Genomic DNA, 19,356 nt, shown 5'->3' with positions numbered 1-19,356 from the left:
ATCCCCTGTGGGAGCCGGCTTGCCGGCGATAAGGCCGGTGCAGACGAAAGCTGGACAACTGCCGTCATGAGTTGGCTTTTCGGGCCCTATCGCCGGCAAGCCGGCTCCCACAGGTACAGTGGCAAGGCTGCAATCTGTTATTGGGCCAATAGCGCCTCCATCTCCCGATAGCCGCGCTGGCGCGCATGTTCCAGCGCGCTCACCCCGTCCTTGTCGGCGATCTGGCGATCCGCACCCGCCGCCAGCAGGCGCCGGACGATCTCCACATGGCGGGGCCCGCCATCACCGAGGATCACGGCCTCCAGCAGCGCGGTCCAGTGCAGCCGGTTCAGGTGATTGACGTCCACGCCGGCATCGATCAGCAACTGCACGGTTTCCACATGCCCGCGTTCGGCGGCCGGGATCAGGGCGGTGCCGCCATAGCGGTTGGTGCTCTTGAGGTCGGCGCCATGGGCAAGGGTCAAGCGCAGGATGTCGTTCAATCCCCGCGCACCGGCATACAGGTAGGGGCTGTCGTCGATGTTGTCCTTGGCGTTCACATCCGCACCGGCCTCGATCAACGCTTTCGCCGCTGCCACCTGGTTGGCGTGGGTGGCGACCATCAGCGCGGTACGCCCCTGGTCATCGCGCTTGTCCACAGCGGCACCTTGCTTGAGCAGGCGTTGCAAGGTGGTGGTGTCATTGTGCGCGGCGGCGTTGTGCATGGCGGGCGTCTCGGCGAAAGCAAGGCTGGTGAACAAGGCGAAGGCTAAAGCGGTAAGTGACAAGCGCATGGCAAAGGCTCCTCAATGGCTGCCTAAATCCTAGAAAATCGACGGCAGGGGTTGAAGTCAAGAATGTGCATGACCCACAGTGCCCTGCTGAATAGCTTAAGCAGGAAGCCTACCGATGAAATTTCCGATGCCAGCGATCGCTGCCCTGTGCCTGGCTGCCACAAGCAGTTGGGCCTGGGCCGACCAACTGCTGCCCGCGCCCCCGGAGGTGCAGTCCGGCTACCGCAGCGGCCTGCAACCGGTGCACGCCAGCCGGCACATGGTGGCGGCTGCCAACCCGCTGGCCAGCGAGGCCGGGCGAGCGATGTTGCGGGCCGGCGGCAGCGCGATCGATGCGGCGATCGCCATGCAGATGGTGCTGACCCTGGTCGAGCCGCAGTCCAGCGGCATTGGCGGTGGCGGGTTCATCCTGTACTGGGATGGCCAGCAGGTGCAGGCCTACGATGGCCGCGAGACGGCGCCGGCCACCGTGACCGAAACGCTGTTCCTGCAACCCGACGGTAGCCCGATGCCGTTCAGGGCCGCGCAGATCGGCGGTCGCTCGGTGGCTGTCCCCGGGGTGCTGCGGGCATTGAAAATGGCCCACGAGCAGCATGGCAAACTGCCGTGGAGTGAGCTGTTCAAACCGGCCATTGCCCTGGCGCGCGAAGGTTTTTCGATTTCCGAACGCCTGCATACCCTGGTGGCCGAAGACCCCTACATTTCCAGCTCACCCGCCATGGCCCGATACTTTCTGGACGACCAGGGAAAGCCGCTGGCGGTAGGGACCTTGCTGCGCAACCCCGAGCTTGCGCACACCTTCGAGCAACTGGCAGAGCAGGGCGTCGAGGCCTTCTACACCGGCCCGATCGCCGAGGCGATGGTTGCCCAGGTGCGCAGCCATGCCAATGCCGGACAGCTGTCGCTACAGGACTTGCGCCAGTACCAGGCCAAGGCGCGCACACCGGTATGCGGCCCGTACAAGGCCTGGCAGATCTGCGGCATGCCGCCACCTTCCTCGGGTGGCGTAGGCGTGCTGCAGACCCTGGGCATCCTCGAAGCCGTGCAGCGTGCTTCACCCCAACGCGACCTGGCCACCCAGCTGCCACGCAAGGTTGCCTCCCCAGCGGGGTTGGAGCCCACCCCACTGGCGGTGCACCTGGTTGCCGAGGCCGAACGCCTGGCCTTTGCCGACCGTGCCCAGTACCTGGCCGACAGCGACTATGTGCCGGTGCCGGTCAAGGCGTTGACCGACCCGGCTTACCTGGCCGGGCGCGCCACGCTGATTGGCGACTCCAGCATGAAGTACGCCCGCCCGGGCACGCCGCAGGGCGCGAACCTGGCACTGGCCCCGGATCGTTCGCCGCTGCGCATTTCCACCTCGCACCTTTCTGCCGTGGACGACAGCGGTCAGGCCCTGGCCATGACCACCTCGGTGGAGGCAGCGTTTGGCTCGCACCTGATGGTCAAGGGCTTCCTGCTGAACAATCAGCTCACTGATTTTTCATTCATCCCGCAGGAAAACGGCAGGCCAGTGGCCAACCGCGTCGAACCCGGTAAGCGGCCACTGTCGGCCATGGCGCCGACGCTGGTATTCGCTCGCGATTCCGGTGAGCTGGTGGCCAGCCTCGGTTCACCCGGTGGCTCGCAGATCATCGGCTACGTGAACAAGGCCCTGGTCGGCCTGCTGGACTGGCAGCTCGACCCGCAGCAGGCCGCCAACCTGCCCAACTTTGGCAGCCGCAACGCGGGCACCGAAGTGGAGGCGGGGCTGGCCAGCCCGGCGCTGATCCGGCAACTGGCGGCCTGGGGCCATGAGGTCACGCCGCTGACCATGACCAGCGGCATGCAGATCATCCAGCGCACGGCCGACGGCTGGTCGGGTGGTGCCGACCCGCGGCGCGAGGGCGTGGCGCTGGGCGACTAGGCGTGGTAGAAGTCAGTCTTGTCATTCAGAAGTTGAATACCAAGATGTCCATCAGCGTGAAATCGAATAGAGCCCTGTTCGACCTCGACTTGCTGCGCGCCATCGTCGTGGTGGCCGATTGCGGCAGCTTCACCACGGCCGCCACGCGCCTGCATTCGACCCAGTCGACCATCAGCCAGAAGGTGCGCCGCCTGGAGGACATGGTCGGCCACCGCTTGCTGGTGCGCGGCAACCGTGACGTGCTGCCGACCGACGCCGGGCAGACCTTGCTGGGTTATGCCCGGCATATGCTGGCGCTCAACGACCAGATGCTCGAAGCCCTGGCCGGGGCCATGGTCGGCGTCACCGTGCGTTTAGGCGTACCCGAGGACTTCGTCGGCGGCCGCACCACCAATGCGCTGTCGGCATTCAGCCGTTTGCATCCGCAGGTCAAGCTGGAGGTCACCAGCGGGCTGTGCCGCGACCTCAGTCAGGCCTACGACAACGGTGAGCTCGACCTGGTGCTGCTCAAGCAGCGGCGCAACACCCGCGAAGGGGTGGCGTGCTGGCCGGAGCGTTTGCAGTGGATCGACAGCGCGCGCATGCCGTCCTTCGAGCTCGACCCGATCCCGTTGGTGACCTTTCCGCCGCGCGGGTTGTACCGTGAGGACATGATCAGTGCCATCGAAGGGATCGGGCGGCGTTGGCGCATCAGCTTTACCAGTTCAAGCCTCAGTGGCATCCAGGCGGCGGTGGCCGATGGCATGGGCATCAGCCTGCTGCCGCCGCGGGCGGCGACCGGCGAGCATCGGGTGCTGGGTGAGGGGCAGGGGTTGCCGGAGGTGGACAGCTACGAGATCGTCATCGTTCATCGGCCGACGGCGGATGTGATGGTCAAGGCGTTGGCCGAGGTGATGAGCGAGTTGCTTGCCGGTGGTGGGATCTAATATCTGTGTTGGCCCTATCGCCGGCAAGCCGGCTCCCACAGGTTCACCACAGCGCTCAAGAACGGTGGAGGCCCTGTGGGAGCCGGCTTGCCGGCGATAGGGCCACTGCAGACCTCAGGGCATCCCCAACCACTGCGGCAGTGCCAGCGAAACGAACGGCACATAGGTTACCAGCACCAGGAACAGCAGCAGGATCGACAGCCACGGCAGCGACGCGCGAATCGTCTGCCCCAAGGTCAACCCGGTCACCGCCGACGTCACGAACAGGTTCAGCCCCACCGGTGGATGCACCAGGCCGATCTCCATGTTCACCACCATCACGATGCCCAGGTGAATCGGGTCGATGCCAAGCTTCATCGCGATCGGGAAGAAGATCGGCGCCAGGATCAGGATGATCGCCGACGGCTCCATGAAGCTGCCCGCCACCAGCAACACCACGTTGACCATGATCAAAAAGCCGATCGGCGTCAGCCCTTCGGACAGCACCCACTGGGTGATCTGTTGGGGGATCTGCTCGGTGGTCAGTACATGGGCGAAGAGCATGGCGTTGGCGATGATGAACAGCAGCATGATGGTAAGCCGGCCAGACTCCAGCAGCACTTTCGGGCAGTCGCGCAGGCGCATGTCCTTGTACACGAACAGCGCGATGAACGCCGAATACACCGCCGCCACGGCCGCCGCTTCGGTGGGGGTGAACATGCCGCTGTAGATCCCGCCGAGGATGATCACCAGCAGCAACAGCCCCCAGAACGCGCGCCTGGCCGTGCGCAGCCATTCGGCGAAACTGGCCCGTGGTTGCGCGGGCAGCTTCTTGATCCGGGCGACGATATAGATCGTCACCATCAGCGCCACGCCGAGCAGGATGCCCGGGATCACACCGGCCATGAACAGCTTGCCGACCGAGGTTTCGGTGGCGGCCGAGTACACCACCATGACGATCGACGGCGGAATCAGGATGCCCAGGGTGCCGGCGTTGCAGATGATCCCGGCGCCGAATTCGCGTGGGTAGCCGGAGCGCACCATGCCGGCCACGGCAATCGAGCCGACGGCGGCGACGGTAGCCGGTGAAGAGCCCGACAGCGCGGCGAACAGCATGCACGCCAGCACGGCGGCAATCGCCAGGCCGCCTCGAATATGGCCGACGCAGGCATTGGCGAAGTCGATCAGCCGCTGGGCCACGCCGCCGGTGGTCATGAACGCACCCGACAGCAGGAAGAACGGGATGGCCAGGAAGGTGTAGCTGTCGGACGTTTCGAACAGCTTGATCGCCAGCGAGCTCAGGGAATCCTGGCTGAACAGCAGGATCGACAGCGCCCCCGACAGGCCCAGCGAAATCGCGATCGGCACGCCCAGGAACATGAACACGAACAGCAGCAGGAACAGGCAGATGACCGTCATCAGTGGTGCTCCTCACCGGAGTTGGCCAGCTTGCTGGCTTCGGCGGCCTCGTCGGCCAGGCCCAGGCCGTACTGGCGGTGGGTGAACAGGCGGTAGAGGATTTCCAGGTAGCGGATGATCACCAAGGCAAAACCGAACGGCACGATCAGCGCGATATGGCCGACCTTGATGCCGTAGCGGTCGAGGTCTTCGGCGCCGATGCCGGCGACCAGCACCGCGCTCACCCACTTGATGCTCGCCATCAGGAACAGCCCGGCATAGGCCAGGCAGCAGGCACAGGCGATCATCGCCAAGACCCGTTGCACGGGCTTGCGAAAGCGCCGGACCAGCACGTCGACACCCAGATGGCCTGCGGTGCGCACGCCGTAGGCGATGCCGAAGAAGATCAGCCAGCCGAACAGGGCCTTGGTCAGGGCGATGCTCCAGGTCATCTCCTGGGCGTAGTCCATCAGGTGGTCGCCGATGCTGAGCAACAACTCGCTGGCGAAGGTCCAGTGGTCACTGAGCGTGTAGAACATCGTGTAAAGGTTGTTCAGCGCCACGTAGATGAAGGTCACCAAGGTCATGGCCGCCAGGAGAAAGGCGATCATGCCTTCCTCGAAGTGCTCCCAGGCACGCCTGAGCGATTGCATAAGGATTCTCCAGACAAAGAGAGGGCGGGCCACCTGGGGCAGGTGGCCGGGGCAGGGCACAGGAAGGGTCAGGACGCCTTGTTGGCGTCGTCGGCAGCCTTGATCAGGTCGGCACCGATCTGGTCTGAGAACTTGTCCCACACCGGGCGCATCGACTCACGCCATTGCTGACGCTGCTCGGCGGTCAGCGGATCGATCTCGCTGGTCTTGGCGTCGAGGATCTTCTGCCGGGAGGTCTGGTTGAGGGCTTCGGCCTGTTTGTTCACCTCGACGGTGACCTCGTCCATGATCACTTGCAGTTCGCCGCGTACGTCTTCAGGCAGGGTGTTCCAGAACTTGGCGTTGGTGATGACCATGTAGTCGATCAGGCCATGGTTGGTCTCGGTGAAGAACGGCTGCACTTCGTTGACCTTCTGGCTTTCGTAGTTCGACCAGGTGTTCTCGGTGCCGTTGACCGTGCCGGTCTGCAGGCCCTGGTAGACCTCGGCGAAGCTCATCTTGCGCGGGTTGGCGCGGATGGCCTTGAACTGCTCTTCGAGCACGCTGGAGGCCTGAACGCGGAATTTCAGGCCACGGGCATCCTTGGGCAGCAGCACCTTCTTGTTCGCCGACAACTGCTTGAGGCCGTTGTGCCAGTAGGCCAGGCCGCGGATGCCCTTGTCTTCCATCGAGGTCAGCAGCGCCTTGCCTTGCGGGCCCTGCTGGAAGCGGTCGACGGCGGCCAGGTCGTCGAACAGGAACGGCAAGTCGAAAATCTGCACCTGCTTGTTGTAGTGCTCGAACTTGGCCAGCGACGGCGCCAGCATCTGCACATCGCCCAGCAGCAGGGCTTCCATTTCCTTGCCGTCACCGAACAGCGACGAGTTGGGGTAGACCTCGACTTTGACCTTGTCCTTGAGTTGTGGGTCGGCGGCGACCAGTTTCTGGAACATCAGCGCGCCTTGGCCTTTGGGCGTGCTGTCGGCCACCACGTGGGCGAACTTGATGATGATCGGGTCGGCGGCCTGGGCCAGGCTCGCCATGGACACAGCAGCGGCGCAGAACAGCGCGTGGGTCAGCTTGAACATCGATGTCACCTCTGACTTATTGTTGTAGGAGGATTGAGCGTCACGATGGACCAATCACCTGCGTGTGGAGAATCAGCATTTGTGTAAGGCGGCGTTCGGCTGGGCCGAACACCCGGCATCTGCTCTGCCTTGACTGGCCCTATCGCTGGCAAGCCAGCTCCCACAGGTTCACCACCGCACTCAAGAACTGTGAAGTCCCTGTGGGAGCCGGCTTGCCGGCGATAGGGCCAGTAGTTTCAACCAACCTCTCGAGCCAACAAGCGCTGCGCCCGCAACACCACCGGCGCATCCACCATCTGCCCATCCAGCTGAAACGCCCCGGCGCCACCGGCCGCCTCGCTCGCGGCCAGCACCTTGCGCGCCCACACCAGCTCGTCAGCACTCGGCGCCAAGGCCGCATGAATCACCGCCACCTGCCTCGGATGAATGCACAGGGCCCCGCCATAACCCATGTCGTAGGCATGCCGCATCGCCCGCTGCAAACCGTCGGCATCGTCAATGGCCGGAAACACCCCATCCAACGGCGGCAACAAACCGGCGCCGCGCGAATGCAGCTGGACGGCCATGCGCGCCTGATCGAGGAACTGCCGGGCCGCCGTACTTTCGGTATTCAGGTCAAGGTCCAGCGCCAGGTCCAGGCTGCCGAACGACAAGCGCTGGACACCTTCGGCCTGGGCGATCTGCTGCAAGGCCAGCAGGCCCTTGGCACTCTCGATGATCGGCCACACCGGCTTGCCGATGTGGCGGGCGACCGCGACCTGGGCAGCGTTCTCGACCTTGGGCAGCAGCAGCCCGACAACCCCCGCGTGTTGCGCGCAGAACCTAAGGTCGGCGCTGTGTTGGGGATGGTGCGGCGCATTGACCCGGACCCAGACGGCAGCCTGCGGCGTGGCCTGCAGAAACGCCGCCAGGTGCTCGCGGGCCTGCTGTTTCAACGGCTCTTCCACGGCATCCTCGAAGTCGACGATGACCGCATCGGCACCTGCCGCCAGGGCCTTGGCAAAACGCTCGGGCCGACTACCCGGCACGAACAGGGCGGAGCGCACGCTGTTCATACCGCACCGCCGGCAGCCAGGCTGGCCTGTTCGTGCGCGCTCAAGCCCAGCTCGGCGAGGATGTCCTGGGTGTGCTGACCCAGCGCGGGTACGGCATCCATGCGCGGGGTGAAGGCCGCATTGCGCCCCGGTGGCAGCAGCGACGGCAGCTTGCCGACCGGGCTGTCCACCTCGCGCCAGCCGTCGCGGGCCTGTAACTGCGGGTGTTGCCAGACCCCGTGCATGTCGTTGACCCGAGCGTTGGCGATCTGCGCCTGCTCCAGGCGTGCGACCACTTCGTCAAGCGACAGGTCGGCAAAGCCATCGATGATGATCTGGCGCAGCACCTCGCGGTTTTCCGAGCGCTTGAAGTTGGCGCTGAAGCGGTCATCGCTGGCCAGCGCCGGGGCGAGCAGCACTTTTTCGCAGAATAGCGCCCACTCCCGTTCGTTCTGCAGGCCGAGCATGATGGTGCCGCCACCGCCCGTGGGGAATGGCCCGTAGGGGTAGATGGTCGAGTGCGAAGCGCCGGCACGCGGGGGCGGCGGTGCGCCGTCGTAGGCGTAGTACATCGGGTAGCCCATCCACTCCACCAGGCTTTCCAGCATCGACACGTCGATGCGGCTGCCGACCCCGGTCTTGTCGCGCAGCATCAACGCCGACAACACGCCGGTGTAGGCGTACATGCCCGCCGCGATGTCGGCGATCGAGCAGCCGGCCTTGGCCATTTCGTTGTCGCCGGGCCCGCCAGTCACCGACAGGAAGCCGCCTTCGCTCTGGATCAGCAGGTCATAGGCCTTTTTCTTTTCATACGGGCCGCCTTCGCCATAACCGGAGATGTCGCACACGATCAGCCGTGGGAAGCGCGCATGCAAGGCTTCGAACGACAGGCCCATGCGCGCGGCCGCGCCCGGTGCGAGGTTTTGCACCAGCACGTCGGCCTTGGCCAACAGGGCGTCGAGGATGTCGCCCGCGGCCTCCTGCTTGAGGTCGAGGGTGAGGCTTTCCTTGGAGCGGTTGGTCCACACGAAATGCGAGGCCAGGCCGTCGACACGCTGGTCGTAGCCCCGGGCGAAGTCGCCACTGCCCGGGCGCTCGACCTTGATCACGCGGGCGCCGAGGTCGGCCAGTTGGCGGGTGCAGAACGGTGCCGCGATGGCGTGCTCCAGGCTGACGACGGTGATGCCGTCCAGCGGGCGAGGGGTTGCTTGAGTCATGGGGTAACCTCAGTGCAGATCGGCCAGGGAGCGGGCATCGCGCAGTTGCCACACGCGCTCGATCAGAGCCTGGCCCTGGGCCGGGCTGCGCGCGCCGGAGTACGCCAACAGGCGCTGGAACTTGGCCTCCAGCTCAGGGCGCGACAGGGTGTTGCCGGGGTCGCCCTTGGGTTCGTCGATGGCCGCGTGGAAATGGCGACCGTCGGTGCAGGTGACCTCGACGCGGCCCAGCCAGCGGGCCGGGTAGGCGGCGTCCACCTCAGGGTCCAGTTGCATCTGCACCTTGTCGCGAAACGCCGCCACGTGTGGATCGGTCAGCGCCAGGTCGCGGAACTCCAGCAGCTGCGCGCTGCCATGCACGGCGATCAGTCCAAGCACGGTGCCCATGGAGAATTTGGCCTGGTGCACGGTGGTGGGCGTGGTGACCCGGCCCAGCACGTCGATCGCGCCCTGGTGCACGCGGGTGACCACCTTGGCGATCTCGGCATGGCCCAGCCCTTCGCGGGTCATCAGCTGCAGCAGGGCATCGGCGGCGGGGTGGGTGTGGCGGCACGAGGCGTGGAACTTGAACGAGGTTTCCACCAGCGCCCAGCGTGTGCCCAGGCGGTCGCTCAGGCGCGCCGGGTCGGCGTCGCTGGACATGCCTGCCGCCAGGCCTTGCTCGCCTTCGAGGATGTTGCGCGCACCGCTCAGGCCGTCGGCGGTCAGGTAGGCGGCCAGCAAGCCGTCGGCGGCCGCCTTGGCCGTGTGCAGCTGCTTGGAATCGGCGGCATCGCGCAAGAACTCCCACAAGCCCGCGGCCTGGGTGCCGGCGCTGCCCAGCAGGTTGATGAACTGTTCCCGGTTGAAGTCCAGCAGCTTGCCCACGCCCACCGCGGCGGCCAGGGTGCCGACGGTGGCGGTGGTGTGGAAGATGCGGTAGTGCGAACGGCCAAGGAACTCACCGATGCGGATGCCCGCCTCATAACCGGCCAGCGCCGCCAGCAGCAGGTCCTGACCGGATTTGCCGAGGTCCTGGGCGGCCGCCAGCACGGCGGAGAACACCACGGTGGCGGGGTGCAGCACCGAGCTGTTGTGCAGATCGTCCTGTTCGACCAGGTGCGAGGCGGCGCCATTGACCAGCGCGGCGAAGTAGGGCGAAGACGTGCGTCCGCAGGTCAGCACCCGCGCGCTGCCTTGCGCCGGCCCCATGCGTTCGGCATAGCGCTCGAACAGCGGGATCGGGTGCGCACCCTGGCTGGCCAGGGCGGAGCCCAGCCAGTCGAGGAACAGGTCTTCGGTGCGGTCCAGCACGTGGCCTGGAATGTGCGCGTAACACAGGTCGGCGAGAAAGCCCGCCAGGGCTTGGGTATGTTGCATGTTCAGGCCCTCAGAAGCTGCGCGGCAGTTCGAGCAGGTGCTCGGCCACGTAGGACAGGATCAGGTTGGTGGAGATCGGCGCCACCTGGTACAGGCGGGTTTCGCGGAACTTGCGCTCGACGTCGTACTCGCAGGCGAAGCCAAAGCCGCCGTGGGTCTGCAGGCTGGCGTTGGCGGCCTCCCACGAAGCCTTGGCGGCCAGGTACTTGGCCATGTTGGCGCTGGCCCCGGCGTTCTGCCCGCTGTCGTACTCGGCGCAGGCGCGCCAGCGCATCAGGTCGGCCGCCTCGATTTCGATATGGGCCTCGGCAATCGGGAACTGCACGCCCTGGTTCTGCCCGATCGGGCGACCAAACACCACGCGATCGCGGGCGTAGGCGCTGGCCTTTTCGATGAACCAGCGGCCGTCACCAATGCATTCGGCGGCGATCAGCGTGCGTTCGGCGTTGAGGCCGTCGAGGATGTACTTGAAGCCTTTGCCTTCTTCGCCAATCAGGCTGCTGGCCGGAATCTGCAGGTTGTCGAAGAACAGCTCGTTGGTTTCGTGGTTGACCATGTTGGCGATCGGTTGCACGGTGAGGCCGTTGCCGATGGCCTCGCGCAGGTCGACCAGGAAGATCGACATGCCTTCGGACTTTTTCTTCACTTCGGCCAAGGGTGTGGTGCGGGCCAGCAGGATCATCAGGTCGGAGTGCTGGATGCGCGAGATCCACACCTTCTGGCCGTTGATCACATAGGTGTCGCCCTGGCGCACGGCGGTGGTCTTGATCTTGGTGGTGTCGGTGCCGGTGGTGGGCTCGGTCACGCCCATCGACTGCAGGCGCAGCTCGCCGCTGGCAAGCTTGGGCAGGTAATGGCGCTTCTGTTCCTCGCTGCCGTGGCGCAGCAGGGTGAACATGTTGTACATCTGGCCGTGCACGGTGCCGGAGTTGCCACCGCAGGCGTTCACTTCTTCAAGGATCACCGAGGCCTCGGCCAGGCCCAGGCCGGAGCCGCCGTATTGCTCGGGGATCATCGCCGACAGCCAGCCGGCGTCGGTCATGGCTTTGACGAACGCTTCCGGGAAGCCCTTTTCTTCGTCGATCTTGCGCCAGTAGCTGGCGTCGAATTCGGCGCACAAGGCGCGCACGCCTTCACGGATGGCAGTGAGGTCTTCGCTGTCGTACTTATGCATGCAGGTGGTCTCTGTCTGGTTTCAGTCGAAAAGCACTTCGGCGCTCTGTGCCACGCCATCGGCATTGCCGGCCCACAGCTGGGCCTGGCCCGGCGCGCTGATACGCCCGGCCACTTCGAAGGGGGTGGGCAAGGTCAGCGGGCGCACGCCGCGATAGGCGAAGTGCCGCACCTGTTTGCCGGGGTTGGCGCGAATGAAGGCGCGCAGGTTGAGGGTGGCGATCAGGGGGCCGTGCACGACCAGGCCGGCATAGCCTTCGGTGGCGGTGACGTAGGGTTGGTCGTAATGGATGCGGTGGCCGTTGAAGGTCACGGCGGAGTAGCGGAACAGCAAGGTTGGCGTCGGCGCCACGGCCTCGTTCCAGTCGGCCGGCTCAGCGGCTTGCGCGCTGCTGCGCTTGGGCGGGTTGGGTTCGCGGTAGACGATGTCCTGCTCTTCGCGCACGCACAGCTGGCCGTGCTGCGAATAGTCATGGCGCACGGTGACGAACAGCAAGGCGCCGGTGCGGCCGTGCTTTTCCTCGATGTGCACGATGGTCGACAGGCGATGGGCCTCGGTACCCACCTTGAGCGGGGCGATGAACTCGACCCGGCCCCCGGCCCACATGCGGTTGCGGTTGTCGGCCGGGGGCAGGAAGCCGCCGCGGGCCGGGTGGCCGTCACTGCCCAGTTGCGCTTCGGCCACCGGTTCCTGGAAGAAGCACCACATCCACAACGGTGGCAACGGTTGCCCGACGGCGGGCGCGGTCTCGCCGAAGGTGGCGGCGATACGCTTGATCAGGTTGCGGCTGAGCTCATCGACGGCTTCTTCCGTGCGGCCGAGCCAGGCACGGTAATCCGTGGGGGATTGCGTGGCAGTCATAACCATTGGCCTCTGCATTTGTTGTTATGCACTGGATCATGCGAGCTGTTTGGCATTCTGTGAATTTGCATTTGTGTGAAGCAGCGTTCGTGTATGCTGAACGCCGTTTTTTGCCTGTACGGGCCTCATCGCCGGCAAGCCGGCTCCCACAGTGACGGCGGTGTGCTTCATACCTGTGGGAGCCGGCTTGCCGGCGATGAGGCCATTGGCCACAACCGGAGCCCCAATGCATTTCGACCTGGCAGACCTGCGGCTTTTCATTCATATCGGCGAGTCACCCAGCCTGACCCAGGGCGCACGCCGGGCGTTTCTGTCGCCGGCCGCCGCCAGTGCGCGGATCAAGGCGCTGGAGGCGCAGCTCGACACGCGCCTGCTGTACCGTGACAGCCGTGGCGTCGAACTGACCCCGGCCGGGCACAAGCTGTTGACCCATGCGCGCCTGATCATGCGCCAGGTGGACTACCTGAAAGCCGAATTCACCCAGTTCGGCACCGATTCGGCCGGGCATATCCGCATCTTCGCCAACACCACGGCGGTGACCGAATTCCTCCCCGAAGTGCTGGCCGGCTTTCTCGCCCAACGCCCGGGGGTCACGGTCGACCTGCAGGAGCGGCTGTCGCGGGACATCGTGCGCGGCGTGCTCGATGGCAGCACCGACATGGGCATCATCGCCGGGCCCGTGGAAGCCAGTGGCCTGCAGGTGATGCACTTCAGCACCGACCGCCTGGTGCTGATCGTGCCGGCCGGGCACGAGTTGGCGGCACGCCAACGGGTGTCCTTCAAGCAGACCCTGGATTTCCAGCATATCGGCCTGCACGACGGCAGCACCTTGCTGAGTTTTCTGCGCGACCATGTCGAGCGCATGGGCATGACCCTGTCGCTGCGCATCCAGTTGTCGAGCTTCGAGGCCATCTGCCGGCTGGTGGAGGCGGGGGTGGGGATCGGCATCATTCCCGAGTCGGCGGCGCTGCGGCACAGCCAGACCATGGACCTGGTCACCATCAGCCTCGATGAGCCTTGGGCAGTACGGGAACGGAGCATTCTGGTGCGGGAGCTGGAGGCTTTGCCCGGCACGGTGCGGGCGTTGATCGCGACCTTGATGCCGCAGGCCTGAAGCGCATTTGGGCCGCTAGAAGAAACTGCGCTGGGCCTTGAACGTCACCATGCTCTGGCAATAGGTATTCATGCCCGCATAGGCCTCGCAGCCACCGCCACCGAGGTCGGAGTTGCTGTAGATCAGGTTGAGGTCAAGCCCCAGCCACGGCCGCGAGAGCTCCAGCGACCAGTCGGAAAACCCGCTTACCTGGCTGCCGTCGCCGATGGTGAAAGGGGTGCCCAGGCGATGGTGGGCCATCTTGACGGTGAGGTCGACGTCGAACAGCGGCAGTTGGCCGAGGTCGGCGAACAGGGTGCCGGTGCGGTGGTCGGGGGTGTCGCGCAAGGCCCCGCCAAAGCGGCTGCCCAGGACCGAGATGCCGCCGTACAGGGCATAGCTGTCGGCGCCTTCGATGTTCGGCTGGCTGTAGTGGATCAGGCCCATCTCGTAGCCCAGGGTGCTGTCGAAGTGATGCTTGTAGCCCAAGTAGCTGTCCAGGCGCAGGGTGGAATCGGGCGTCACGCCCATGCTCGGCGCGTACTGGCCAAAGTACCAGCCGCTTGGGTGGCTGAGGTCGAGGCCGCCGTGGAAGGCGCCGACTGCGCTCGGCGAGATCAGCCCTTGGGCCATGGTGCGCGAAGCGGTGGTGCCGAGCTTGAAATCGAAGTCGCCCAATTGACGCTGGATCTGTTGGGCCAGCAGCGTCGGGCTGAAGAGCAGGGCGGCACTCAGCAACAGCAGGGGCCTGGTCATGGTCACCGTCCTGGAAGGCTTGCACTTGAGCGACCCAGCATACCTGGGTTGGCCAGCAGGGCAAACCGTGGGGTGTGACTCAAAGCGGTTGGGCGATTTCGATCAGGTTGAGGTCCGGGTCGCGCACATAGACGGAGAGGATCGGCCCGGTCGCACCGGTGCGTTGTATCGGCCCCTGCAGGATCGGCCATTGGGCGTGCTGCAGATGGGCGATCACCTGATCCAGGTCGACACTGGCGATGAAGCACAGATCGAGTGCGCCAGGCACGGGCAGGTGGGCCTTGGGCTCGAACTCCTGGCCGCGTACATGGATGTTGATCTTCTGGTGGCCGTAACGCAGTGCCAGCCGCCCGGCACCGAAGGTTTCCAGTTGCATGCCCAGTACCCGGGTGTAGAAGTCGGTGCAGGCATCCACGTCGCAGGTGGTGAGCACCAGATGGTCCAGGTGATCGATCATTGGCAACCTCAGGCTTGGGGGACTGACGTAGCGCAGTCCGGCCCGGGCCATGATAGTGCACCCTGCGAGGCTTTCGACAACTGTGATGGCCGTCGTGTGGAAAGCTCAGCCTTTGCTAACCTTAAATTCCACGCGGTAAGGCCCCGAGGGGAACTGTGATGCGCAAGCCATTGCTCTACGTCGTGGCGGGTGTGCTTGGCCTGGGTGTCGTTGCCAGCTACTTCCTGGCGCGAGACCCTGCGACACCTGTAGCACCCGCAACAACCGCAGCCCCAGCTGCAGCTGCAGCTCCAGTCACACCCCCAGCTCCCGCCCCGGCCCCGGCTGCCGAGGCGCCAGCGCCCAAACAGACCGTGTTCAATCAGGAGCAACTGGACCAGATGATGGCGCCCATTGCCCTGTACCCCGATTCGCTGCTGGCCCAGGTGCTGATGGCATCCACCTATCCTGGCGAAGTCACCGAAGCCGTGGCCTGGTCCAAGGCCAACCCCAAGGCCCAGGGCGATGAAGCGGTCAAGCAAGTGGCGCAGCAGACCTGGGACCCGAGCGTGCAATCCTTGGTGGCGTTCCCGCAGGTGCTGGTGCTGCTCGGCCAGGACCCGGTCTGGGTGCAACGGATGGGCGACGCGTTCCTGGCGCAGCCCGACGATGTGATGGCTTCGGTGCAGCGCCTGCGGCAACAGGCGAAGGCTGCTGGCAACTTGCAGAGCAACCAGTACCAGAACGTCACGGTTCAAGCCGCGCCGGCACCCGCTCCCGCGGCATCCGGCGGCGCGAGTTCGACGAGTGCCCCGGCCAGCAGCTCATCGACCATCATCATCGAGCCCGCCAACCCACAGGTGGTGTACGTGCCCAGCTACAACCCCACCACCACCTACGGCACCTGGGCCTACCCCTCGTCGCCGCCGGCCTACTACCCGCCGTCACCGTTGTATACCGCCGGCACCGCGCTGATGGCGGGGCTGGCCTTCGGCACCGGCGTTGCGATCGTCAACTCGCTCTGGGGCGACTGCGACTGGGATGACCACGACATCGACGTGGACGTGAACCGCTACAACAACATCAATGCCAACAACCGCATCGGCAACAACCAGGGCAAGTGGCAGCACAACGCGGTACACCGCGATGGCGTGCCCTACCGCGACAACCTCAGCCGCCAGCAATATGGTCGCCAGCTCGACGGCGCCAGCCAGCGCGCGGCCTTCCGTGGCGACGATGCCCAGCGTGCCCAGGCGCGCGACCGCGCCCGGACTTCGATGGACCAGGCAGGCATCGAGCGGCCGGCCACGACCAACAGCGAGGCGCGCGACCGCGCCCGTGCTTCGATGGACCGGGCCGGCATCGAGCGGCCGGCCACGGCCGACAACGACGCGCGCGCCCGCGCCCGTGAGTCGATGGACCGGGCAGGTATCGAGCGGCCAGCCACCAGCAATCGCGAAGCCCGCGACCGGGTGCGTGAGACCCAGACCGAAAGACCGCGCGCGACGGACCGCCAGCAGAACACCCGACCCACCCGCGAGAACGTGCAGGCCAGGAACCAGAATTCCCAGGTCAGCCAGCGCCGGCAAGGTGACGGCCAGGCGCGTCAGAAGCTGCAAGACCGGCCCAGAAGCAGCGCCGGCAGTGCACGCAACAATGCCTTCGACGGCGTGCGTTCGCCTTCGCGGACCACGGCCCAGGCCAATCGCGGCCGCACCAGCCAGACCCTCGCCCAGCGGCCGAATACCTCGCGTGCGGCAGGGCATACCATTTCCAGGCCCAGCGCGCCCGCGCGTCGCGGTGGTGGGGGAGGAGGCCGTCGATGAAACGCATGAGCATGCTCGCCCCATTGATGTTGGCCATGGCGATGACGTGGCCGTGCTGGGCCGCTACCCAGGAGGCGTTCCCGACACCCGAAAAAGCCGTGGAATCCCTGGTCGCCGCCTTGGGCACGGAGAAGGCCGACGAGGCCCGCCTGGCGCAGTTGTTCGGTGAAGACTGGCGCACCTATATTCCGCGCGAAGGCGTGCAGCGCAGCGATGTGGACGCATTCCTGCAGCAGTACCACCAGCAGCATCAGATCGAAAATCAAGGCGATGCCAAGGCTATCCTGGCAGTGGGCAGCGAACATTGGACCTTGCCCATCCCACTGACCAAGGCCGCCAACGGTTGGCACTTCGACCTCAAGGCCGGCAGTGCCGAGATCCGCGCGCGGCGCATTGGGCGCAACGAACTGGGTGCGCTGCAATCGGTGCTGGCCTACCACGATGCACAAATGGACTACGCCTCGCAGGACCGTAACGGCAACGGCGCGCTGGAATATGCCCAGCAGATCTTCAGCACCCCTGGCAAGCACGACGGCTTGTTCTGGGAAGACGAGGCGGATGGCCAGGTCAGCCCGCTGGGTCCGCTGTTCGGCCAGGACGTGGTGGGGGACGACTGGTACGGTTACCACTTCCGCATCCTCGATGGCCAAGGCCCCTCGGCCCCGGGTGGCGCCTACAGCTACCTGATCGGCAACCAGATGAGCCGGGGTTTTGCCCTGGTCGCCTGGCCGGCCAAGTACAACGACACCGGAGTGATGAGCTTCATGATCAGCCATGATGGCCAGGTGTTCGAGAAAGACCTGGGCCCGCAAGGCGACAAGCTGGCCAAGGCCATGAAGCGCTTCGACCCGGACGACAGCTGGAAAGAGGTGAACCAGGACGGCAACGATTGAGCCGCGCTAGCGCCCCAGCAATTGCCCCAGAAGCCACTGCCCGGCGGGCCCCAGTGCACGTTGCCGTGACCAGGCCACGTCCATGGCGACCCGCCTCGGGTAGCCCGCCACCGGCAGCTCCACCAGGCCACTGCCAAAGCGCGCCACCAGCGCGGTGGGCAGTTCTGCCCAACCAAAGCCTCGTACTGCGAACTCCAGCAGGGTCAGGTAGTCCGGTGCCGACCAGGCCTGGCCACGGCCATGGTGCAGGCTGGGGGCGTAGGTCTTCATGTACAGCTGGCGCTCGGCTTGCAGATCCTCCGCTTGCAGCATCGGTTGTTTCGCCAAGGGGTGATCGCAGCTCACGTAGAGCTTGAACTCGGCCTGTTCAGGCAAACGCGCCACCCTGACATCGGCGGGGTAATGCTGCTGTGCGGCAAGGATGCCGATTTGCGCCAGGCCCTGCTGGACCAGTTCGACCACATCGGCGTCTTCGGAAGGCCCCCAGCGCAGTTCGGTGTGGGGATACAGTTCAGCGAAAAGGCTCATCGCAGCCCCTTGGGACGTCACGCTGTAACTGTCCGACATCACCACCGACACCAACGGCTCGACCTGCCCGGCCAGGCGCACCGCCAGGGCATCGAGGCGAGCGCTGGCATCGAGTATCGCTTCAACGTGCCCCAGCACCTGGCGCCCGGCCGCATTCAGCGTGGGGTGACGGCCGTCGCGGTCGAACAGGGGGCAACCCACGTCGGCCTCGAAGTTGGCGATGGCGATGCTGATGGTCGACTGACTTTTGCGCAGCTTGCGGGCCGCGGCGGAAAACGAGCCGAGTGCGGCGGCTTCGACAAAGGCGACGAGGGCTTCGGGCGAGTAGCGCATAGGTATGGATAAAACCGATAGGAGCTATGCCACGAGTATCAGTTCCATCAAAGCAAATGGGAAGCACCCGATGGGCGCTGGCGCCTCCTTGCGCCGTTAGTGTCTGGAGGCTGCGCGCACCTCGCGGGCGGTACAGCCGAAGTACTGGCGAAACGCCCGGGTGAACTGCGCCTGGTCGGCAAAGCCCCAACGAAACGCCAGTTCGCCGATCGGCAGGTGGCATTGCGGGTCGCGCAGCTGCCGGTGCACCGCCTCCAGGCGCTGCTGGCGTATCCATTCGCCCAGGGTGTAGGCAGTGCTGGAAAACAGCTTGTGCAGGTAGCGCAGTGAAAGCCCGCAGGCGCTGGCGATAGCCTGCGGCGACAGCTCAGGGTCGGCGAGGTTTTGCAGCACGTAGTGCTCGACCCGGGTCAGGTGCAGGGTGCTGAGGTTGGACCCTTCACTGCCAAGCACGCGTTCGTCCTGCTGCAGCGCCAGCAGCAAGGTGGCCATGGCCTGCTCCAGCAACAGGTGGCGGGCAGCCTGCGGGTTGGCATCGAAGTGCCGGGCACACAGGTCCAGCTGCTCGACGAAGATAAGCCCCAGGCCTTGGGTGGCATCGAAACAATGGCGGGTGTAACGCCGGTGCCCGCGCAGGTGGCCTTTGAGGGCACTTTCGGGAAGCTTGAGCACCCACAGGTCATTTTCGGCGCCGTAATGGAAACGGTAGGGTGCATCGCCGCGCTCGACGATGAAGCCGCCCGGGCGGCAGCTGAGCTGGTGGCCGTCCTGCTCGAAGTGCACCTCGCTGCGGCTGGGCACGGTGACCAGGTAGAACGCCTCGCGGTCCTGGCCGATCTGCGCCTTGCTGCGCGAATAGCCGAGCCGGCTCGAGCGCAGGCGCGACAGGCTGCAGGGCGTGCTGGGCGTGCTCCAGCGCTGCAGATGGCCATCGAAGGGTTGCTCGGCGGCGAACGCCAGGCTCAAGGGGAAGTAGGTGTCACTGACGGCTTCGGCCCAGCGCGCCTGGCGCTCGGGCAAAGCCCAGCTGTGGGTCGAGATTTCTGTCGGCATCATCGGTCCTTTTTCAAAGAGGGCAGCATTGAAAAAAGGAACTGCAGGCAAGCTACTCAAGCAGCTCTTGTTATTGTGCAAGCCGCCCGGC

18 protein-coding genes are annotated in these 19,356 nt (G+C 65.5%); 5 read left to right on the top strand and 13 right to left on the bottom strand.

Annotation, left to right across the window (positions count from 1 at the left end):
* Positions 1-137: 137 nt before the first annotated feature.
* Positions 138-773 (bottom strand): ankyrin repeat domain-containing protein, encoded by a 636-nt coding sequence (locus ACIPZB_RS15300; RefSeq protein ID WP_400641212.1) that lies wholly within the window; start codon positions 771-773, stop codon positions 138-140.
* 115 nt (positions 774-888) lie between these two features.
* Between ACIPZB_RS15300 and ggt the strand changes: the two genes are divergently transcribed.
* Together ggt and ACIPZB_RS15290 are read left to right on the top strand one after the other, a co-directional pair.
* Entirely contained in the window at positions 889-2,679 is a 1,791-nt protein-coding gene (gene ggt / locus ACIPZB_RS15295; RefSeq protein ID WP_400641209.1) for a gamma-glutamyltransferase, read from the top strand.
* 44 nt (positions 2,680-2,723) lie between these two features.
* Positions 2,724-3,605, top strand: coding sequence for a LysR substrate-binding domain-containing protein (locus ACIPZB_RS15290; protein ID WP_400641207.1), 882 nt, complete (start codon positions 2,724-2,726; stop codon positions 3,603-3,605).
* 114 nt (positions 3,606-3,719) lie between these two features.
* Here the strand turns inward: ACIPZB_RS15290 and dctM are convergent, their stop codons facing one another.
* The 8 genes from dctM to ACIPZB_RS15250 all read right to left on the bottom strand — a co-directional run bounded on the left by dctM (position 3,720) and on the right by ACIPZB_RS15250 (position 12,347).
* A complete protein-coding gene (gene dctM / locus ACIPZB_RS15285; RefSeq protein ID WP_400641205.1) occupies positions 3,720-5,003 on the bottom strand; it encodes a C4-dicarboxylate TRAP transporter large permease protein DctM in 1,284 nt (427 codons plus the stop codon).
* Positions 5,003-5,635, bottom strand: a complete 633-nt coding sequence (locus ACIPZB_RS15280) for a TRAP transporter small permease (protein ID WP_400641203.1) — start codon at positions 5,633-5,635, stop codon at positions 5,003-5,005. The genes dctM and ACIPZB_RS15280 overlap by 1 nt, the downstream gene beginning before the upstream one ends.
* A 68-nt stretch (positions 5,636-5,703) precedes the next feature.
* A complete protein-coding gene (locus ACIPZB_RS15275; protein ID WP_400641201.1) occupies positions 5,704-6,702 on the bottom strand; it encodes a TRAP transporter substrate-binding protein in 999 nt (332 codons plus the stop codon).
* Between the two features lie 236 nt (positions 6,703-6,938).
* Positions 6,939-7,757 (bottom strand): HpcH/HpaI aldolase/citrate lyase family protein, encoded by an 819-nt coding sequence (locus tag ACIPZB_RS15270; RefSeq protein WP_400641199.1) that lies wholly within the window; start codon positions 7,755-7,757, stop codon positions 6,939-6,941.
* Positions 7,754-8,953 (bottom strand): CaiB/BaiF CoA transferase family protein, encoded by a 1,200-nt coding sequence (locus ACIPZB_RS15265; RefSeq protein WP_400641197.1) that lies wholly within the window; start codon positions 8,951-8,953, stop codon positions 7,754-7,756. Before ACIPZB_RS15265 ends, ACIPZB_RS15270 begins: the two co-directional genes overlap by 4 nt.
* Before the next feature lie 9 nt (positions 8,954-8,962).
* Complete coding sequence (locus ACIPZB_RS15260) at positions 8,963-10,312, bottom strand: MmgE/PrpD family protein (RefSeq protein ID WP_400641195.1); 1,350 nt, start codon at positions 10,310-10,312, stop codon at positions 8,963-8,965.
* A gap of 10 nt (positions 10,313-10,322) precedes the next feature.
* Positions 10,323-11,486, bottom strand: coding sequence for an acyl-CoA dehydrogenase family protein (locus tag ACIPZB_RS15255; protein ID WP_400641193.1), 1,164 nt, complete (start codon positions 11,484-11,486; stop codon positions 10,323-10,325).
* 21 nt (positions 11,487-11,507) lie between these two features.
* On the bottom strand, positions 11,508-12,347 hold the full coding sequence (locus tag ACIPZB_RS15250) for a MaoC family dehydratase N-terminal domain-containing protein (RefSeq protein ID WP_400641191.1): 840 nt from the start codon (positions 12,345-12,347) through the stop codon (positions 11,508-11,510).
* 226 nt (positions 12,348-12,573) lie between these two features.
* Here ACIPZB_RS15250 and ACIPZB_RS15245 point away from each other — a divergent pair, with 226 nt between their 5' ends.
* Positions 12,574-13,461, top strand: coding sequence for a LysR family transcriptional regulator (locus ACIPZB_RS15245; protein ID WP_400641189.1), 888 nt, complete (start codon positions 12,574-12,576; stop codon positions 13,459-13,461).
* Positions 13,462-13,476: 15 nt separating this feature from the next.
* Here ACIPZB_RS15245 and ACIPZB_RS15240 read toward each other — a convergent pair whose 3' ends face one another.
* Together ACIPZB_RS15240 and ACIPZB_RS15235 are read right to left on the bottom strand one after the other, a co-directional pair.
* On the bottom strand, positions 13,477-14,196 hold the full coding sequence (locus ACIPZB_RS15240) for a TorF family putative porin (RefSeq protein WP_400641187.1): 720 nt from the start codon (positions 14,194-14,196) through the stop codon (positions 13,477-13,479).
* A 79-nt stretch (positions 14,197-14,275) separates the two neighbouring features.
* Complete coding sequence (locus ACIPZB_RS15235; RefSeq protein ID WP_400641185.1) at positions 14,276-14,653, bottom strand: VOC family protein; 378 nt, start codon at positions 14,651-14,653, stop codon at positions 14,276-14,278.
* Positions 14,654-14,811: 158 nt separating this feature from the next.
* Here ACIPZB_RS15235 and ACIPZB_RS15230 point away from each other — a divergent pair, with 158 nt between their 5' ends.
* Both ACIPZB_RS15230 and ACIPZB_RS15225 read left to right on the top strand, forming a co-directional pair.
* Positions 14,812-16,458 carry a DUF3300 domain-containing protein gene (locus ACIPZB_RS15230; protein WP_400641183.1) on the top strand — a complete coding sequence of 549 codons (1,647 nt, stop codon included), beginning with the start codon at positions 14,812-14,814 and terminating at the stop codon, positions 16,456-16,458.
* On the top strand, positions 16,455-17,351 hold the full coding sequence (locus tag ACIPZB_RS15225) for a DUF2950 domain-containing protein (protein WP_400641181.1): 897 nt from the start codon (positions 16,455-16,457) through the stop codon (positions 17,349-17,351). The genes ACIPZB_RS15230 and ACIPZB_RS15225 overlap by 4 nt, the downstream gene beginning before the upstream one ends.
* A gap of 6 nt (positions 17,352-17,357) precedes the next feature.
* On the opposite strand, the gene ACIPZB_RS15220 is transcribed toward ACIPZB_RS15225, so the two are convergent.
* Both ACIPZB_RS15220 and ACIPZB_RS15215 read right to left on the bottom strand, forming a co-directional pair.
* Entirely contained in the window at positions 17,358-18,212 is an 855-nt protein-coding gene (locus tag ACIPZB_RS15220; RefSeq protein ID WP_400641180.1) for a LysR family transcriptional regulator, read from the bottom strand.
* A 96-nt stretch (positions 18,213-18,308) separates the two neighbouring features.
* Complete coding sequence (locus ACIPZB_RS15215) at positions 18,309-19,265, bottom strand: AraC family transcriptional regulator (RefSeq protein ID WP_400641178.1); 957 nt, start codon at positions 19,263-19,265, stop codon at positions 18,309-18,311.
* Between the last annotated feature and the right edge of the window lie 91 nt (positions 19,266-19,356).

The organism is Pseudomonas sp. NPDC089396, assembly GCF_044749545.1.
GTDB lineage: Bacteria > Pseudomonadota > Gammaproteobacteria > Pseudomonadales > Pseudomonadaceae > Aquipseudomonas.
The sequence above is the reverse complement of the archived record's forward strand: the minus strand, read 5'-3'. Positions and strand labels throughout refer to the sequence as shown.

What these genes read in the sequence shown, in the direction of transcription:
- ACIPZB_RS15300 (WP_400641212.1), bottom strand. Translation starts at nt 773, where the DNA reads ATGCGCTTGTCACTTACCGCTTTAGCCTTCGCCTTGTTCACCAGCCTT.
- ggt (WP_400641209.1), top strand. Translation starts at nt 889, where the DNA reads ATGAAATTTCCGATGCCAGCGATCGCTGCCCTGTGCCTGGCTGCCACA.
- ACIPZB_RS15290 (WP_400641207.1), top strand. Translation starts at nt 2,724, where the DNA reads ATGTCCATCAGCGTGAAATCGAATAGAGCCCTGTTCGACCTCGACTTG.
- dctM (WP_400641205.1), bottom strand. Translation starts at nt 5,003, where the DNA reads ATGACGGTCATCTGCCTGTTCCTGCTGCTGTTCGTGTTCATGTTCCTG.
- ACIPZB_RS15280 (WP_400641203.1), bottom strand. Translation starts at nt 5,635, where the DNA reads ATGCAATCGCTCAGGCGTGCCTGGGAGCACTTCGAGGAAGGCATGATC.
- ACIPZB_RS15275 (WP_400641201.1), bottom strand. Translation starts at nt 6,702, where the DNA reads ATGTTCAAGCTGACCCACGCGCTGTTCTGCGCCGCTGCTGTGTCCATG.
- ACIPZB_RS15270 (WP_400641199.1), bottom strand. Translation starts at nt 7,757, where the DNA reads ATGAACAGCGTGCGCTCCGCCCTGTTCGTGCCGGGTAGTCGGCCCGAG.
- ACIPZB_RS15265 (WP_400641197.1), bottom strand. Translation starts at nt 8,953, where the DNA reads ATGACTCAAGCAACCCCTCGCCCGCTGGACGGCATCACCGTCGTCAGC.
- ACIPZB_RS15260 (WP_400641195.1), bottom strand. Translation starts at nt 10,312, where the DNA reads ATGCAACATACCCAAGCCCTGGCGGGCTTTCTCGCCGACCTGTGTTAC.
- ACIPZB_RS15255 (WP_400641193.1), bottom strand. Translation starts at nt 11,486, where the DNA reads ATGCATAAGTACGACAGCGAAGACCTCACTGCCATCCGTGAAGGCGTG.
- ACIPZB_RS15250 (WP_400641191.1), bottom strand. Translation starts at nt 12,347, where the DNA reads ATGACTGCCACGCAATCCCCCACGGATTACCGTGCCTGGCTCGGCCGC.
- ACIPZB_RS15245 (WP_400641189.1), top strand. Translation starts at nt 12,574, where the DNA reads ATGCATTTCGACCTGGCAGACCTGCGGCTTTTCATTCATATCGGCGAG.
- ACIPZB_RS15240 (WP_400641187.1), bottom strand. Translation starts at nt 14,196, where the DNA reads ATGACCAGGCCCCTGCTGTTGCTGAGTGCCGCCCTGCTCTTCAGCCCG.
- ACIPZB_RS15235 (WP_400641185.1), bottom strand. Translation starts at nt 14,653, where the DNA reads ATGATCGATCACCTGGACCATCTGGTGCTCACCACCTGCGACGTGGAT.
- ACIPZB_RS15230 (WP_400641183.1), top strand. Translation starts at nt 14,812, where the DNA reads ATGCGCAAGCCATTGCTCTACGTCGTGGCGGGTGTGCTTGGCCTGGGT.
- ACIPZB_RS15225 (WP_400641181.1), top strand. Translation starts at nt 16,455, where the DNA reads ATGAAACGCATGAGCATGCTCGCCCCATTGATGTTGGCCATGGCGATG.
- ACIPZB_RS15220 (WP_400641180.1), bottom strand. Translation starts at nt 18,212, where the DNA reads ATGCGCTACTCGCCCGAAGCCCTCGTCGCCTTTGTCGAAGCCGCCGCA.
- ACIPZB_RS15215 (WP_400641178.1), bottom strand. Translation starts at nt 19,265, where the DNA reads ATGCCGACAGAAATCTCGACCCACAGCTGGGCTTTGCCCGAGCGCCAG.